This window comes from Streptococcus cristatus (assembly GCF_003943515.1).
GTDB classification, from domain to species: Bacteria; Bacillota; Bacilli; order Lactobacillales; family Streptococcaceae; genus Streptococcus; species Streptococcus cristatus_D.
On sequence record NZ_RJPT01000001.1, the window covers coordinates 148,822 to 165,911 of the forward strand.

Annotated in this window: 13 protein-coding genes and 1 pseudogene; 13 read left to right on the forward strand and 1 reads right to left on the reverse strand. The window is 34.4% G+C overall.

Translation table 11 applies throughout. The features are described from left to right. Position 1 precedes the first annotated feature (1 nt). The 12 genes from D8791_RS00760 (at position 2) to D8791_RS00815 (ending at position 12,659) form a co-directional block, all read left to right on the forward strand. On the forward strand, positions 2-718 hold the full coding sequence (locus D8791_RS00760) for a tyrosine-protein kinase (RefSeq protein ID WP_125445937.1): 717 nt from the start codon (positions 2-4) through the stop codon (positions 716-718). Between the two features lie 3 nt (positions 719-721). Beyond that, the gene (locus D8791_RS00765; RefSeq protein WP_125445938.1) at positions 722-2,098 is read left to right on the forward strand and encodes a sugar transferase; all 1,377 of its coding nucleotides are present in this window, start codon (positions 722-724) and stop codon (positions 2,096-2,098) included. Next, complete coding sequence (locus D8791_RS00770; RefSeq protein ID WP_185760523.1) at positions 2,085-2,891, forward strand: DUF4422 domain-containing protein; 807 nt, start codon at positions 2,085-2,087, stop codon at positions 2,889-2,891. The genes D8791_RS00765 and D8791_RS00770 overlap by 14 nt, the downstream gene beginning before the upstream one ends. Before the next feature lie 8 nt (positions 2,892-2,899). Then, positions 2,900-4,087, forward strand: coding sequence for a polymerase (locus tag D8791_RS00775; RefSeq protein ID WP_125445940.1), 1,188 nt, complete (start codon positions 2,900-2,902; stop codon positions 4,085-4,087). Between the two features lie 16 nt (positions 4,088-4,103). Then, positions 4,104-5,096 carry a glycosyltransferase family 2 protein gene (locus D8791_RS00780; protein ID WP_125389914.1) on the forward strand — a complete coding sequence of 331 codons (993 nt, stop codon included), beginning with the start codon at positions 4,104-4,106 and terminating at the stop codon, positions 5,094-5,096. Beyond that, positions 5,086-6,024 (forward strand): beta-1,6-N-acetylglucosaminyltransferase, encoded by a 939-nt coding sequence (locus tag D8791_RS00785; RefSeq protein WP_125389913.1) that lies wholly within the window; start codon positions 5,086-5,088, stop codon positions 6,022-6,024. Before D8791_RS00780 ends, D8791_RS00785 begins: the two co-directional genes overlap by 11 nt. Further along, positions 6,024-7,169 (forward strand): glycosyltransferase family 1 protein, encoded by a 1,146-nt coding sequence (locus tag D8791_RS00790; RefSeq protein ID WP_125445941.1) that lies wholly within the window; start codon positions 6,024-6,026, stop codon positions 7,167-7,169. Before D8791_RS00785 ends, D8791_RS00790 begins: the two co-directional genes overlap by 1 nt. 16 nt (positions 7,170-7,185) lie before the next feature. Beyond that, positions 7,186-8,187, forward strand: coding sequence for a glycosyltransferase (locus tag D8791_RS10755; RefSeq protein ID WP_514133006.1), 1,002 nt, complete (start codon positions 7,186-7,188; stop codon positions 8,185-8,187). Between the two features lie 17 nt (positions 8,188-8,204). After that, on the forward strand, positions 8,205-9,194 hold the full coding sequence (locus D8791_RS00800; RefSeq protein WP_125445943.1) for a stealth family protein: 990 nt from the start codon (positions 8,205-8,207) through the stop codon (positions 9,192-9,194). Positions 9,195-9,234: 40 nt separating this feature from the next. After that, positions 9,235-10,647, forward strand: a complete 1,413-nt coding sequence (locus D8791_RS00805) for a flippase (RefSeq protein ID WP_125445944.1) — start codon at positions 9,235-9,237, stop codon at positions 10,645-10,647. An 11-nt stretch (positions 10,648-10,658) separates the two neighbouring features. Further along, positions 10,659-11,759 (forward strand): UDP-galactopyranose mutase, encoded by a 1,101-nt coding sequence (glf, locus tag D8791_RS00810; protein WP_125445945.1) that lies wholly within the window; start codon positions 10,659-10,661, stop codon positions 11,757-11,759. Between the two features lie 72 nt (positions 11,760-11,831). Continuing rightward, a complete protein-coding gene (locus tag D8791_RS00815) occupies positions 11,832-12,659 on the forward strand; it encodes an acyltransferase family protein (RefSeq protein ID WP_260473496.1) in 828 nt (275 codons plus the stop codon). 287 nt (positions 12,660-12,946) lie between these two features. Here the strand turns inward: D8791_RS00815 and D8791_RS00820 are convergent. After that, positions 12,947-14,106 (reverse strand): annotated as a pseudogene (locus D8791_RS00820) (IS256 family transposase); the annotation flags it as partial. 159 nt (positions 14,107-14,265) lie between these two features. Here D8791_RS00820 and D8791_RS00825 point away from each other — a divergent pair. After that, positions 14,266-17,070 carry an SEC10/PgrA surface exclusion domain-containing protein gene (locus D8791_RS00825; RefSeq protein WP_125445946.1) on the forward strand — a complete coding sequence of 935 codons (2,805 nt, stop codon included), beginning with the start codon at positions 14,266-14,268 and terminating at the stop codon, positions 17,068-17,070. Positions 17,071-17,090 lie beyond the last annotated feature (20 nt).

Below are 17,090 nucleotides of genomic sequence, written 5' to 3' on the forward strand. Positions count from 1 at the left end.
AATGCCAATACTAGAGTTAGCAAAAAAGAAAAAACTTTCTATTTCGAGGGTAGAGGAGTATTACAATGCTCTTCGAACCAATATCCAACTTAGTGGCGAGAACATCAAGGTGATTGCTGTGAGTTCTACCTTCCCGGGAGAGGGAAAGACGACAACATCAACGAATCTGGCCCTGACCTTTGCTAATGCGGGTTACAAGACTCTTTTGATTGATGCGGATATTCGAAATTCTAAGATGCTTGGTGGTGTTTTTAGGAGTAGTGAGAAAATCACAGGTCTAACAGAGTACTTGTCTGGAAATACAGACTTATCGCAAGGCTTGTGTGAAACGGATGAGGAAAATCTCTTTGTTATCACTTCAGGGCAAGCTTCACCAAATCCAACGGCACTTGTGCAGAGCGAAAAGTTTGAGGTAATGATGGATGTTCTCCGTCGCCATTATGATTATATTATTGTGGATACTCCTCCTATCGGTATGGTCATAGATGCGACTCTTATTTCCAAGTTTTGTGATGCAAGCATGTTAGTCGTTGCTAGTAATGTAGTGAAACGGAAAATGGTTCAAAAGTCTAAGACCCAGCTGGAGCAGTCCTCTACTCCTTTCCTTGGTGTAATCTTAAATAAATATAATGTCGAAGCAGATAAATACGGTTTCTATGGTTCCTACGGAAACTATGGAGATCGTTTGAGAGAAGAAGAAAAGAAAAGCGAGAAGTAATGTATGTTTAGAAAGCAAAGGGAAATCCAAGAGTTAGGAGTAGCTGTATTGGAACTGCTAGTGTCTATGCTAGCAGCTGTTTTAGTAAGCTTTATTTCTAATTCTGACTTGACAAGGACAAGTGTCTTTATTCTCTCTTTGCTTCATATTCTTGCTTTTTATATTAGTAATTATTTTCATCATTTTTTCCGTAGAGGTTACTTTATAGAGTTCATCCAAACTTTAAAATACAGTGCTTTCTATGCCCTCTTTGTCACTTTTGCTTCCTTTATTATGGAGGAACATTTTTCTATCTCGCGCCGGGGGCTGATTTATTTCATCTTACTAAATGGTCTATTAGTTTATGCGGCCAATATTTTGTTCAAAAACTACTATTCTTCTATTCATGCTAGATCAAAGAACAGTACGAAAGTTTTTGTCATTACTACAAGCGCTAGGGTAGGAAAATTTTTTGCTCAAATTGAAAAAGCACAAGACTTTGCTGGTCAGATAGTGGCAGTAACAGTAGTGGATGATCCTTCTTTTACAAGCTCTGTTTTTGATGTGGTGCTGGAAAAAGATATGATTGAGTACGCAACCCGGTCGGTAGTGGATGAGGTTTTTATCAACCTACCTAGTGACCTCTATCGCTTGGAAGATTTGATTTCTCAGTTTGAGCATATGGGAATCGACGTTAATGTTAATATCAATGCCCTAGATTTTCCAACCAATGGCGAGAAGCGCATTCGCAATGTGGCTGGTTTTAATATTGTTACGTTTTCAACCCGCTTCTATAGTTATTACCATGTCCTTTTGAAACGACTTCTGGATATTGTTGGTGCCCTATTTGGTTTATTGATCTGTGGGATAGCCGCTATTTTCCTAGTGCCTCAGATCAAAAAAGATGGTGGTCCAGCTATTTTCTCTCAAGATCGAGTTGGGAAAAATGGTCGTATCTTTAAATTTTATAAATTCCGGTCCATGGCTGTGGATGCTGAAGAGCGCAAAAAAGAGCTGATGGCGCAAAATACGATGTCAGATGGTATGTTTAAGGTCGATAATGACCCTCGCATTACTCCGATTGGACACTTTATCCGCAAGACAAGTCTGGATGAGTTGCCTCAGTTTTGGAATGTCCTCAAAGGCGATATGAGTCTAGTCGGTACGCGTCCCCCAACTGTGGATGAGTATGAAAAATACACGCCTGATCAGAAAAAACGTTTGAGTTTCAAACCAGGTATCACAGGCCTCTGGCAAGTTAGCGGCCGCAGTGAAATCACGAATTTTGATGATGTTGTAAAGCTAGATGTGTCTTATATTGATGATTGGACCATCTGGTCAGATATTAAAATTTTACTAAAGACTGTCAAAGTCGTACTAATGAAAGATGGAGCGAAGTAGGGTGATAAATGTAAAAATCATTGTGGCAACACATAAAGAGGTTAAAATGCCTCAAGACAATAGCCTCTACCTTCCAATACATGTTGGGAGAGATGGTAAAGCAGATATTGGTTTTATCGGTGATAATACTGGCGATAATATATCCTCTCTAAATCCATATTATTGTGAGTTGACGGGACTTTATTGGGCATGGAAGAATCTTGATTACGATTACTTAGGTTTAGTTCATTACCGTCGCTACTTTACGAATAAATCTAAAGGATATAATGAAAATGTCAATATGGATGACATCATTTTGTCTCGATCTAATGTTGAAACATTATTAGAGAAATCTGACATAATAGTTCCAAAGAAACGAAAGTATTATATTGAAACACTTTATTCTCATTATGCCCATACTCTTAACGGAGAGCATCTAGATCTTGCTAGGAGAATCATTGAGCAAAAGAGTCCAGAGTATCTTTCACCCTTTGATAAAGTGATGAAACAAAGAAGCGCTTATATGTTTAATATGTTTATCATGAAAAAAGACCTATTAGATGACTACTTACCGTGGCTTTTTTCTATTCTGGATACTATGTACGAACAGATGGACTTGACCGGCTATACTCCATTTGAGTCACGGTTATTTGGGCGAGTTAGTGAGTTGTTATTTAATGTTTGGTTAGATAAAAAAGGAATAACGCCTAAAGAAGTGCCATTTATGTATATGGAGAAAATAGATTTGTTTGAAAAAGGGAAATCTTTCTTAATGGCTAAATTTTTCGGAAAGAAGTATGGACAGAGTTTCTAGGAGGGAATATGAAAATCACTATCAAAAGGTATTCACTGCCGGAAATTTTAGGACTAGTAGCATTAGCTATATTCCTCTTATTTTCACTATTGAATGTAAGTCTTTACGCTCAGTTTATATCCCCTATGCTATATAATGCTGCGATTTTCTTGATAATTTTGTTAATGCTCTTGAAAGAATTTATATCTGGGAGTAATAGCTTTGAGTCTCTATTAGGTTTGCTAGGGGGGGCTATGCTCTACTTTATCATAGGAAGTGTAACGAGCTATACTTCGTTTATGGTCTTAGGGTTATCTCTGATATATAGCCTGAGGGATATACCCTTTTCAAAAGTCGTCAAAATAGCCTTCATCATTAGTATTGCTATGTTGTTCCTTGTGATACTGAGTAGTAAGCTAGGTTTAATTCCTGATTACATCGAGTTTTCAGCAACTAGAGTTCGGCACTATCTTGGCTTTAGATATTCGCTATTTCCATCGACAATTATGCTGAATATCATAGCCATATCTTTTTTTTTAAAGCAAGAAACAGTGTCGTATCAGCGTCTTCTCATATTATTTTTAGTTTCAATGTACCTATATTTAGAAACTGATTCACGACTGGCTTTTATAAGTTCTTGTTTGTTACTATTAGCTAATTTAGCCATGAAGCTAATCCCGACTGTTATTGAGAAAATTAGTCTTTTATTAAAGCTTTTCACGCTTACCTATTTTGTTAATGCCTATTTAAGTTATTGGATTTCAAAAAATTACTTAAGTACCTCAAATGCTTTCTTAAATCATTTCTTCCATCAAGCAAATCAATTCCTAGGGGGGCGTATTTATTTATCAAATCGTTCGTTAAGTTTATATGGTTATGGGATGCTTGGGCAGAGAATTGCTTGGGTCGGGAATGGTTTGAGTATGCAAGGAGAGCGTAGTACGGATGCATATTTATATGTAGATAATCTATATATTCAGATTCTTCAACATTTTGGGCTGATAGCTTTAATTATTATTTTAACTTTACTGACTGCAACTTTAGTAAAGCTTTTGAAAAAGGGACAAATTGTCTTAAGTATTATTCTAATTTCCCTGAGTTTCCATGCTTTGATTGACGATTTGATATTGAATATCTATTATAATATTTTTTGGATTTTAATCGGTTCGTTAATCTATAGAAAATATAGATACTCAGAAAGTGAGATAATAATGTAAAGGAGAAATAACTCTTATGCCAACTGTTAGTTTGGTNATTCCAGTTTATAATGTTGAATCATATTTAGAACGTTGCCTAGAATCTGTAAAGAATCAAACATATAAAAATATAGAAATTATTTTGGTCAATGATGGCTCGACTGATGGATCAGGGGAAATTTGTAAAAAGTTTGTTAGCAAGGAAATTAGAGCAAAGGTTATCCACCAAAAGAATGCAGGGTTGTCTGAGGCGCGAAATACTGGCTTGAAATATATATCAGGTGATTTTGTCATGTTTGTAGATTCGGATGATTGGCTAGAATTGGATGCCGTCGAATTTTTGTTGGAACAAGCTATAAAACAAAATGCAGATATGGTTGTTGGTGGGGTATATAGGACTTCAGATGTTGTGAATCATCAAAAAAGTTTCCATACTTCAGAATTATTAACACAAGAAGAATACGCAAAACGATATTTTAAGATTGAAAGTCAGACTATTGAATATTACGTTTGGAATAAATTGTATAGAAGAAAAGTTGTCGAAGGAATTGAATTTCCCTTAGGTTTCTTTGCAGAAGATGTTCCGACAACGTTCCGATACATTTTAAATTCTCAAACAATAGTTGTTACTGATAAAATTGTATACAATTATTTTATCAATAACTCAGGTTTGACAGCTAAATTCACGTCTAAACATTTTGATGTTTTAAAGGGTTGGGATTTAGTATGCCAGTATGCTAAAGCAAGTAATAATGATAGGTATAAAGAATGGGCTCAAATTAATCGTTATAGAGCAGACCTAGCTCTTTTAACAGAAATAGCTCTTTCTTTAGATTATAAAAATATTCGTATAGTACATAAAGTTCAAATAAAGTCTATGATAGACGAATTGAAGAAAAATAAGAAAATTTTACTAAGACAGGCCATTCCTGTTAGTAGAAAAATACTGATCATACTTTTTACAACTTCGTACAACTTATTTGCAAATGCAATAAATACTATGATAAGGATAAAAAATTATGGTGCATAAGCACGCATATCTAATACTAGCACACAGTCAATTTAAACAACTAGCATTTTTAGTTTCTTTATTGGATCATCAAAATAACGATATTTTTATTCATGTTGATAAAAAATCAAATTTTAATGACTCTCATAAGAGTTTTATTGAATCTAGTGCCAATCTATCAAATGTTTATTTTACAGAAAGAGTTGCAGTTAGTTGGGGTGGATATTCACAAATTGAAGCTGAAATGCTTTTATTTAAAGCAGCGTCTAGGAGAGAATCTTATTATTTTTATCATTTAATAAGTGGTGTAGACTTACCATTGAGTTCTCAACAGAGAATCCATAATTTCTTTGATGATTATCCAAATTATTCCTTCCTTACTTTTATGAATATAGAGGAGAACGGTGAGGATATAAATAGATTTAAATATTATCACTTTTTTGAGAGTTTTACCTATCGCACTTTACCTGGTGCCATAGGTAAGCTTGCATTCAAGATTTATCGTAATTTAGAGGTATGGATTCAAAAACTACTCAGAGTTGATCGGTATAAATTATTTAATGTTAGTCCTATGAAAGCCAGTCAGTGGGTCTCATTACCAAGCGATATTGTGCAATTATTGATAGATAGAGAAGCAGATATTGAGAAGATGTTTAGGAAATCTTTTCTCAATGACGAAGTGTTTTTACCAATGATTTTAAATAAAGAACGAACAGACTATAGTGTGTTCGATTCATCAATTAACCATGGCTATAAAGAAGAGTTTCAAGGTAACTTACGCTATATTAATTGGTGGGATGGAAAACCATATACATGGACTGATAGTGAAAAAGATTTACATGAATTGAGAGATGCTGCACAAAAGGGATACCTATTTTCAAGAAAATTTGATATTGAGAAATATCCGCAAACGAAGAAACTGGTTATTGAGTTAACAAAGGAGATGTAATGGTCTATAAAATTTTAATGACAGGAATGTCTCCTGTTCTTGCTGGTACTGAAACATTTATAATGAACTATTATCGTCATCTTGATCCATCTAAGTTTCAAGTCGATTTTATTAAAAGAACTAGAGAACCGATTGTATTTGAAGACGAGATTATTTCAAAAGGATCAAGAGTGTATTATTTACCTCGTAAAGGAAAAAATCCTCTTAAATATATGAGAGAATTAAGAGAATTTTTTGCTACGGAAGGAAAAAAATATGATGCGATTTGGTATAATGCGATGGCAATTCCCAATCTCGATCTGTTAAAATATGCAAAAAAATATGGTATAAAAACTCGAATCATCCATAGTCATAGTTCAATGTTCAAGGGGAATAAAGTAAGACAAATTTTACACAATCTGAATCGTTTGAAATTGCCTCAAATAGCTACTCATTTTTTTGCCTGTTCAGGGATAGCTGCGGATTATATGTTCATCGATAAAATCCGATCAGGTGCGCAAATTATACAAAATGCTATTGAAGTAGATAACTTTTCATTTTCAGAAAAGGATAGACTTGATCTTAGAACAGAGTTAGGATGGAATGATTGTAGAGTTATTGGGAATGTCGGCCGACTAGATATCCAAAAAAACCAACCATTCTTAATAGATGTTTTTTATGAAGCTTACAAGAAAAATCCTAATCTTCGCTTAGTAATTATTGGTAAAGTTGCAGGTGCAAATTCAACCGTAGATTTAATCAAAGAAAAGATAAAATCTTATGGAATTGAAGATGAAGTTTTGTTGGCAGGAAGTCAGAAGGATATGAAGAGATGGTTAAGCTCCTTAGATTTATTTGTTTTGCCTTCAATATTTGAGGGGTTACCTCTATCTGCTGTAGAAGCTCAAGCGAATGGATTGCCGGTTTTGGTGAGTGATGCAGTTACGACAGAATTGAAAATATTAGATTCAATCCGTTACCTATCTCTAGATGCCTCGATTACTGTTTGGGCAAAAGCTATACTTGAGTTATTGGAAAAACCTAGAGCCACTGAGTCTGAGATTGAGAAGATGTTTAAATTAAAAGGATTTGAAATTGAAACTCAAGCATTAACCTTACAGAATATACTCTTGGGAGAAATGAATGAAAAAGTATCAGATTGTTGAATCGTATGGGACACACATGCACGCTGGTAGTAAAGCCACTAATGATTGTGTTAATATTTTGGAAGAATTAGGATTCGAAAAAATAGAGATTGTACGCCATAAGCCTGAGGATAAATCACCTGTTTCTAAAATAATAAGACAACTTTCTTTTTATAAACAGTGGAATAAGGTTTTAAATAAATTGTCTGAAGGAGATGTTTTATTATTACAACATCCTTATCGTAGAAATCATTTTGGAAGAACACCGAGTCTTTTAAAATTGAAAAACAAAAAAGTAAAAATAATTTCGTTAGTTCATGATGTGGAACTAATCAGAGGGATTTATGATGATCCATTCTACCAGAAAGAGTTTGATGAAATGCTATCTTTTGCTGATTCAATCATTGTTCATAATGAAGAAATGAAAGATTGGTTTGTTAGGTATGGAGTAGATGAAAAGAGACTAGTTGTTTTAGAAATATTTGATTATTTAAATGATAAGAGCGTATCATCATCAATTGAATATTCAAAAACAGTTACAGTGGCTGGGAATCTATCACCTGATAAAAGTCCATATTTGTATCAGTTGGATAAGGTTCCTAGTATTCGTTTTCAATTGATGGGGATTGGATATCATCCTACAGAAGATGTTTCTAATGTTTCTTATTTAGGTGCTTTTGCTCCAGAAGAAGTTCCTAATCATTTAAATGGTGGATTTGGATTAGTATGGGATGGAGAAAGTTTAGATACTTGCGATGGAGTGACAGGAAATTATTTAAGATATAATAATCCTCATAAGTTATCTTTGTATCTTTCTTCGGGATTGCCTGTTATTGTATGGAAAGATTCAGCAGAAGCAAACTTTGTTGAAAAAAATGGAGTTGGTTTAGCAGTTAATAGTCTATTTGAATTATCTGAAAGACTGGAAAAACTCAGTCAGGATGAATATCTGCAACTAGTAACTAATGCTAAAAACATTATGAAAAAGCTTAAAGAAGGATATTATTTAANATCTGCAGTAAATAAGATAATTGAATAAATTCTTTGGAGAAACATATGAATAATAAAATAGATCTTGTGATTACTTGGGTTGATGGTACAGACCCTGAATGGTTACAAGAAAAGAGGTTATACGAATCTGGTGCTCAATGGTCAGAATCAAATAATGCAAATCGTTACAGACCATCAGAGAATTTCAAGTACTGGTTTCGGGCAGTTGAACGCTATGCAGGTTGGATTAACCGAATTTTCTTTATAACTTACGGGCATGTACCAGAATGGTTGAATACAAAGAATCCAAAATTAAAAATTGTAAAACATAGTGATTATATACCTCTGGAATATCTTCCGACTTATAATTCTAATGTGATTGAATTGAATTTACATAGAATCGAAGAGTTAAGTGAGAACTTTATACTGTTAAATGATGATATGTATTTTGCTGCTCCTACTACAGCAGATGATTTCTTTAGAGAAAATCTTCCAAAAGATTTCGGTATTTACTTACCTATAATTCCACGTGAAAGTTTCAATCATATTGAGTTAAATAATACAATTCTGATGAATAAACATTTTCAACGGAAAAGGAAACCATTTTCAGAATGGCACAAGTTTTATAGTTTAAGATTAGGAAAGTATTTAGTTGGTAATATTTTCAGTATTTTTTATTCGGGGATTTTAGGATATAAAAATTATCATATTAGTTTGTCACATTTGAAATCGNCCTTTAATTTAGTCTGGGAAAAGGAAATGAATTTGTTGGAGGAGGTTAGTTCCCATAGGTTTAGACAATTATCAGATATTAGTCATTATGTCATGTCTCACTGGAATGTGGAATCAGGTAAGTTTATGCCTCAATCGATTCATTTTGGGAAGTACTTTGATATTTGGGAAGTTGAACAAATACAGCAAGCTATTCAAAATGAGAAATACAAAATTATTTGTATCAACGATACGGATGAAGATGGGAAATTTTCTGAATATGATCAAAAAATACATCAAGCATTTCAATCTAAATTCCCTGATAAATCAAGTTTTGAATTGTAAATTTGCAGATTAATAAAAATATGTTTAGAAGTAAAAAATAATGAAAGTTCTAAAAAATTACGCATATAATCTCTCATATCAATTATTGGTTATTATTCTACCAATAATAACCACACCTTATGTTACTAGAGTCTTTAGCTCAGATGATTTGGGGATATATGGCTATTTTAATTCTATTGTTACCTATTTCATCTTGTTAGCGACTTTAGGGGTTGCTAACTATGGGACTAAGGAGATTTCAGGTAACCGAAAGGAAATCAAAAAAAATTTCTGGGGTATATATACCCTACAATTTGGTGCAGCATTATTATCGATTCTCTTATATATTCTCTTGTGCATGGGGATCTCTACAATGCAAAATCCAGTGGCGTATATATTGGGATTGAGTTTGGTTTCTAAAGGCCTAGATATTTCATGGCTATTTCAAGGGTTAGAAGATTTTCGTAAGATTACGGCAAGGAATATCACAGTGAAGCTTGTTGGTGTAAGTGCTATTTTCTTGTTTATAAAATCAGCTAGTGATTTATATTTGTATGTTTTTCTTCTAACAGCATTTGAATTGTTAGGTCAGTTAAGTATGTGGGTCCCAGCCCGTGAATTTATTGGAAAACCACATTTTGATTTAGGATACGCCAAACATCATTTGAAGCCTATTATTTTGCTATTCTTACCGCAGATTGCCATCTCGCTTTATGTTACTTTGGATCGTACGATGTTAGGAGCGCTAGCTTCTACGAGAGATGTGGGAATTTATGATCAAGCATTGAAATTGGTGAATATTTTATTGACCTTAGTAACTTCACTAGGGAGTGTCATGTTGCCACGAGTATCTAGTCTATTATCAAAGGGTGATCATAAAGCTGTGAACAAGATGCATGAGCTAGCTTTCTTGATTTATAATTTAGTTATTTTTCCAATTATAGCTGGAATCTTAATTGTTAATGATGATTTTGTTCAATTTTTCCTTGGGAAGGACTTTCAAGATGCACGCTATGCAATTTCTATTATGATTTTCCGCATGTTCTTTATCGGTTGGACCAATATTATGGGAATTCAAATTTTGATTCCACACAATAAAAATAAGGAATTTATGGTTTCAACAACTGTGCCTGCAATTCTCAGTGTTGGTTTGAATTTGTTATTTCTTCCTAAACTTGGTTATGTAGGAGCAGCAATAGTTTCAGTCTTGACAGAGTCTCTTGTATGGGGAATCCAATTGTTTTTCACCCGCGTATATCTCAAAGAAGTTCCTATTATTGGATCTATGGCCAAAATTATCCTAGCATCAGCTATTATGTATGGCATTTTGCTGGGTTCAAAAACATTCATACACTTTTCGCCGACTATAAATGTTCTAGCATTTGCAGTGCTTGGTGGAATCATTTATCTTTTTACAATTCTATCTATGAAAGTAATAGATGTGAAAGAATTAAAACAAATCATTAAAAAATAATGGAGTTAACTATGTACGATTATCTTATTGTCGGAGCTGGTTTGTCTGGAGCAATCTTCGCATACGAGGCTACAAAACGTGGTAAAAAAGTAAAAGTGATTGATAAACGCGATCATATTGGTGGAAATATCTACTGTGAAAATATAGAAGGTATTAATGTCCATAAATATGGTGCCCATATCTTCCATACTTCTAATAAAAAAGTTTGGGACTATGTCAATCAATTCGCTGAGTTTAATAACTATATCAACTCACCTGTCGCAAACTATAAAGGAAGTCTCTATAACCTTCCTTTCAATATGAATACCTTCTATGCTATGTGGGGGACAAAAACTCCACAGGAAGTGAAAGATAAAATTGCTGAGCAGACAGCTGATATGAAGGATGTTGAGCCGAAAAATCTGGAAGAACAAGCTATCAAGCTGATTGGTCCGGATATCTATGAAAAATTGATCAAGGGCTATACTGAAAAGCAGTGGGGTCGCTCAGCGACAGAACTGCCTCCATTTATCATTAAACGCCTTCCAGTTCGTCTAACATTTGATAATAACTATTTTAATGACCGTTATCAAGGGATTCCTATTGGTGGTTATAATGTGATTATCGAAAACATGCTGAAAGATGTAGAAGTTGAACTTGGAGTAGATTTCTTTGCTCATCGAGAAGAGTTGGAAGCATCTGCTAACAAAGTTGTCTTCACAGGAATGATCGACCAATATTTTGACTACAAACACGGAGAGTTAGAATACCGTAGCCTTCGATTTGAACATGAGACTTTGGACGAGGAAAATTATCAAGGGAATGCTGTAGTGAACTATACAGAGCGTGAGATTCCTTATACTCGTATTATCGAACATAAGCATTTTGAATATGGAACGCAGCCAAAGACAGTTATCACGCGTGAATATCCGGCTGACTGGAAACGTGGGGATGAACCCTACTATCCGATTAACGATGAGAAAAATAATGCGATGTTTGCTAAGTACCAAGAGGAAGCTTCAAAGAATGATAAGGTTATCTTCTGTGGGCGTTTAGCGGACTATAAATATTATGATATGCATGTGGTTATTGAACGAGCCCTTAATGTAGTAGAAGAAGAGTTAGGTAGCTAAAGATTTGATGTTAGAATGAGGAAATACTTCTTTTCCTCATTTTATTAATCTTAATAGGAGATAGAGAAAGAAATGAATGCTTACAGTCAACAGAATCCTAAACGTATCGAATGGATAGATTTTGGGAAAGGTTTAACAGTTTTAATGGTTGTCTTTGGCCATGTTGTTTTAGGATTGTTTGAATCTAAACGATTTGAGGATAGCAATCAATGGTTATTATTTGTGACGCAGATTTTTTATTTGTTCCATATTCCGGTATTCTATGCCTTGTCAGGATTTTTCTTTAAACCAGTTGCGGACTTGAAGAGCTATGTGAAATTTGTAAAACAAAAAACAATTATCTTAGGAATTCCGTATTTGTTTTATTCAATTGTACAGTTTATCCTTCAAAAAATAGGTGGTGCAACGGTAAGAAATGCAGCTTCTTTTTGGGATTTAGTAAATATCTATCAAACACCACTTGGTGTATCCTGGTATCTCTATGTTCTTTGGTGGATTTACCTAGTCGTTGCCTTCCTTTCTATTTGGATAAAATCCTACCGTCATTTATTTATCATTAGCATTGTTGCTTATTTTATTTCTATTTTTACACCTGTAAATATCTATGTGGTGCAGAAAATTTTACTCTGGGCTTTCTTCTTTTTATTAGGTTCTTGGCTTAAACACTCGGGTATTTGGAAGCGGCTAGCAAATAGATGGAAATCGATTAGTTGTGTGACACTTGTCGCCATAACAGTATTTTTAACTTATTGGCAGTTATCTGCACCTACCTTCTATATTTCATATGACAGACCTGGATTAAATGGACTCATTTTTCCAGTGTCTGTAATTCTAGCCATGGCTTCTTATCCGATTTTGAATACGGTAAAAGGTTTTGGCGAATATTTCCGAAAGATATGAAAAGATAGTTTAGTAATTTATCTGTTACATGCCCCAATAGTTTCTGTAACTAGAATAACTTTATTGAAGTTAGGTGTTGGGAATGTCTTCCTTCATGTAATTTTGGGACTCTTAATGGGTTGGTTTGGTTCGATTATCATACTTTATGTAGCTAAAAAAATACCTTATGGAGATTTTGTATTTTACCCAATGAAATATTTAAAAAAACAAAAATAGAGAATAATGTAGTGTAATATAGATTCTGTCAATAATTTTGCGTAAACACTTAAGTAGAGCTGAGGAATGTTAATTAATAGGCTTTCCAGCGTGCCAGAACATTGCCCAATTCCTCTATATATTCGATATTCGTTAACTTTGCCTGAATTGTAATCTTCAAACAAGGTCACCAAATAATGCTCCAGAGTTTTCTCATTAGGGGAAAATCTTCTTCATTTGGTATTTGATTTCCTTGTTGAGTGATTCAATGAGATTGGTTGAGTAGATACTAAACCAAATCTGATGGGGCAACTGATAAAGAGTTAAAAGAACGTCCATTAACTCTAGATTCTCCCTTGCTTTCCCGTATTTGGGTTTCCATTCGATGATAAAGGTATCTAGGGCTTATTCTGCCTCTTTCGGCGTATTCAAACGATAAATCCTCTTATACTGTATCAGAATAACTGCTTTATCGGTTCGTTTCACTTTACTAGCTAGATTGCGGCTGACATGAATCAACCGATACTGTTACTTGGCTAATGGATAGGCCTTCCTATAATCTGGTCAAGTCCCTTAAATCCATTTATCGCCACAGGGGAAACTAGCTGGCTCCCGTATTTGTGAATCTTATCCAGAAGATCTGACTAAGAAGCATTGTTTTTATTTGGGGCAATCTCGTAACCTAGAATAGTTTTCGGTCCTTATGGTGTGGTTACAAGTGCCATCTTTACTGATATTTTCTCGTCTTAATGGAAGGTAAGTTCCGTCAAGAAATAAGACAGATAATTAGCTTCTAATGTTCGGTCATGAAAAACAGCCACATTCTCCTTAGTTGCTTTTGAGATGTTGGAAATTGTGGTTGGACTATAGTGATGACCGTACATGCGCTTTAGGATATCGCTGATCTCCCGAGTCGTTATCCCTATCTGATAAAGTTTAATAATTATATTTTATAAATAATCATCAGGCTGTCCATAAGCTGGTATTAAAGCTGGACTAAAATTCCCATTTCGATCTCTAGGGATGGTCAGATGAATCTTGCCATATTTAGTTTTAAAATTTTTTTGAATAAGCTCCATTACGACTGCTACCGATATTATAAACTTCTCATCATAAAGTTCATATCTCAAAAGGTGGATGATTCTGCTTGAAGTAGATCATTCATAGCTGTTTCAATGGAAGAACGGAAAAATTCGTTGATATTTTGTTTTTGGGCTAGGGAGTGAAGCGACTCTGTGGTAAACGGGGACATAGGAATAAATTTCTTTCTAGTAATATTTCACTATTTTACTATAACGGATTTATTCCTTTTTACCCTATTGTACTATATGAATAAATAAGTTGAAAAGAATCAAAAAAATGATATAATTAATATTGATTATACATAAAATTTCTAGGAGACTATAAACTAATGGATAAAAAAATTAAAACAGCATTGGTGTCAACTGCGGCGGCTTTTATGGCATTATCTGCTCAACAAGTAAGTGCAGATGAAACAAGCAATCAACCAGTTGGTAACGAGGCTACTGAATCAGAATCTCTGAAGCAAGTTACTGATACGCAAGTTTCAGATGCTGAGAAAAAAGTAACAGAGACTAAAGAAATAATCGAGCAAAAAGAAATTAGCTTAAAGCAGGCAGAAGCTGATGCAAAACAAGCGATAGAGAATGAAAAAGCTGCGGCGGAGATAGCAAAAGAAGCAACTCCAGCAAACATCCAAAAAGCTAAAGTTGATGCTACGAAAGCTAGTATTGATACTGATATCGCTAAGGCTGATATAAATGCAAAAAAAGCTACTCGAGATGCTCTTGCTAAAGATGTAGCAACAAAACAATCAGAAATCGAAAAAGCGAATGCAGATGTACAAGCTGCTACTAAAAAAGTACAAGACTTAGAAAATGGAGTTCCTTCTCTAGTTGCAGCTGAAGAGGCTAAAGCAAAAGCTGCTATTGAAAGAGCAAAAGCTGAAAAAGCAAAAGAAGCTGCGGAGAAAGCAAAAGATACAGCTAAAGCAGCTGATGAAGCTGCAGCTAAGAATCTGGCTGTTAAAGAAAACGATTTAACTATAAAAAAACAAGCTTTAGCAGAAAAAGAAAAAGCACTTAAAGATCTTGGAGAAGCTCCACAAGGATACGATTTCTCTGATGTTAAATTTAACTTAGGAGCTGATTTTGCAGCTGCATTAAACGAACGTGCTAAATTAATGGGTGAAAATGATCCAAATAACACTGGTGATGGACGTGCCAACGAACTTAGCACAAGAAATCAAGCTGAAGTAACTGCTAATGCTGAAAAATTAAAACAATTAGCAAAAACTAATATGGCTAAAAATACCTACACTAATACAACTGACAAACGTGAAGTTGATATTTGGAACTTAACAGCTGATCAAAAGAGAGAGATTAACTTATTCGGTCTTCACATTGTTAACCAAATCCGCGAACAACTAGGAAATCCTAAAGTTAAAACAACTGTAGGTATGGAAAAATTCGCAAATGAAGCTGCTGATGCACGTAACAAAAAATATGCAAAAGTTACAGAAACTTACGCTAAACCTGACTACGATAGAATTAATGCTGCAGCAAAAGCAAATGGTTTGTCGTACAAAACTGGTGAGAATCAAAACCAAAGTGATATAATTTTTGCAAATGCAAAAACATTCCAAAAAACAGAAGATAGTGAAGTATTCAAATCTGCTCAAAATCTAAATACTTTAATGCAAAATAGTACACGTAGACCTAAAATGACAATGGGTCAATTAAAAGAATACATCTTCGAAGCATATAATAGTAAAATGTTCACTAATAACGAAGACTATACAGGGGCAAATTCTCACCGTGCATGGGAAAATGCTTTATCTATTGGTGGAAGCATTGCATTCCGTAAAGATGGAAAAGGAAACAAATTAGGACGCAAAGCTTCTGAGTACAATGCAACAAGTGTAACTGCATCTGTTAGATTCAATCCAAACCCGTATGTAAATCAACGGAAAGAGTACAGATACTTCACTAATCTTGAAATCTTCGTTCACAATTTCCAAACAGCTGGAGAGAACAAAGCTGTAGGACAAGAAAGAAATAGTATTGTAACTGATCCTAGTAAATTCGATGCGACTGAAATTAAAAATGATCCAACAGCTGCAAAAGAATATAGTGCGAAAAAGCAAGCAGCTGAAAAAGCAGTTAATGATGCTAAAGCTGATGTTACTAAAGCACAAAACAACTTAGAGACTGCGAAGCAATACAAGGCACAGTTACCAGCTGCTGAAAAAGCTCTTACTGATGCAACTAATAAACTTACAGTTGCTGAAAAAGCTCTTACTGACGCTGAAGCTAAATTAAACAACTTACGTCAAGATGCGACTAATAGAGCTGACGAGCTTAATAAGGCTAAAGCAGCGTTAGCAACTGCTAAGCAGGCTGCTGAAAAAGCGAAGACGACTCTTACAGTTGCTCAAACTAAATTAGCTAAAGCTGAAAAAGATGTTCAGGCTACTGCATCTCTAGTGATGACTAAAGTAGCTGCTAAAGATCAAGCAGAAGAATTAGTACGTTCTCTTGAAAATGCAGCAAAAGAATTGGAACTTGCTAAAGTAGCTAAAAAAAATGCGGATGCCAAGGTTGAAGAACTTCATAAATCCTTAGCTGAGAAACAAACTGAGCTAGTTAAATTCGAAGAAGAGTATAAAAAACTTCTAAAACAATATATTTCTACTTTGACTCAACCTGAAAATCCTGAATTAAATTTTTATGAAGAAGTTAAAGAAGAAGACATCAAGTTTAATATTGTGGAAGAATTAGACCCATCACTTAAAGAAGGCGAGCGTGTTGTTAAACTTAAAGGTATAAATGGTCGTAAAAAAGTTAAGACTATAGTCTTTAAATCTTCTGGAGAAGAAGTTGGTCGTATAGTTGATAGTGAAGAGGTATTAGAGAAACCTGTTGACGAAATCATTCTGGTAGGTACCAAGAAAGAGAATTTACCAGTTCAACCAGTTGTTCCTAGAGATGATATTAAAGGCAAAACTAATCAAGCAGTTTCAAAATCTCAAGTAGTTTATATGGCACCGAAAGTAAATCAACTGGCTGTTAATAAAGGGAGCAACCAAAAACTTCCTACGACAGGTATGAAAAATTCAAAATTATCAATTGTATTTGCGATTATTGCAGCAACTACTTCTTTAGGATTAATAGCAAGAAAAAAAGAAGAAAAATGATTTTTGTGGCTCTTTGTCAA

Coding starts and splice junctions, on each gene's coding strand:
- D8791_RS00815 (WP_260473496.1), top strand. CDS start 11,832: ATGAATGCTTACAGTCAACAGAATCCTAAACGTATCGAATGGATAGAT.
- D8791_RS00775 (WP_125445940.1), top strand. CDS start 2,900: ATGAAAATCACTATCAAAAGGTATTCACTGCCGGAAATTTTAGGACTA.
- D8791_RS00765 (WP_125445938.1), top strand. CDS start 722: ATGTTTAGAAAGCAAAGGGAAATCCAAGAGTTAGGAGTAGCTGTATTG.
- glf (WP_125445945.1), top strand. CDS start 10,659: ATGTACGATTATCTTATTGTCGGAGCTGGTTTGTCTGGAGCAATCTTC.
- D8791_RS00825 (WP_125445946.1), top strand. CDS start 14,266: ATGGATAAAAAAATTAAAACAGCATTGGTGTCAACTGCGGCGGCTTTT.
- D8791_RS00770 (WP_185760523.1), top strand. CDS start 2,085: ATGGAGCGAAGTAGGGTGATAAATGTAAAAATCATTGTGGCAACACAT.
- D8791_RS00790 (WP_125445941.1), top strand. CDS start 6,024: ATGGTCTATAAAATTTTAATGACAGGAATGTCTCCTGTTCTTGCTGGT.
- D8791_RS00785 (WP_125389913.1), top strand. CDS start 5,086: ATGGTGCATAAGCACGCATATCTAATACTAGCACACAGTCAATTTAAA.
- D8791_RS00805 (WP_125445944.1), top strand. CDS start 9,235: ATGAAAGTTCTAAAAAATTACGCATATAATCTCTCATATCAATTATTG.
- D8791_RS00760 (WP_125445937.1), top strand. CDS start 2: ATGCCAATACTAGAGTTAGCAAAAAAGAAAAAACTTTCTATTTCGAGG.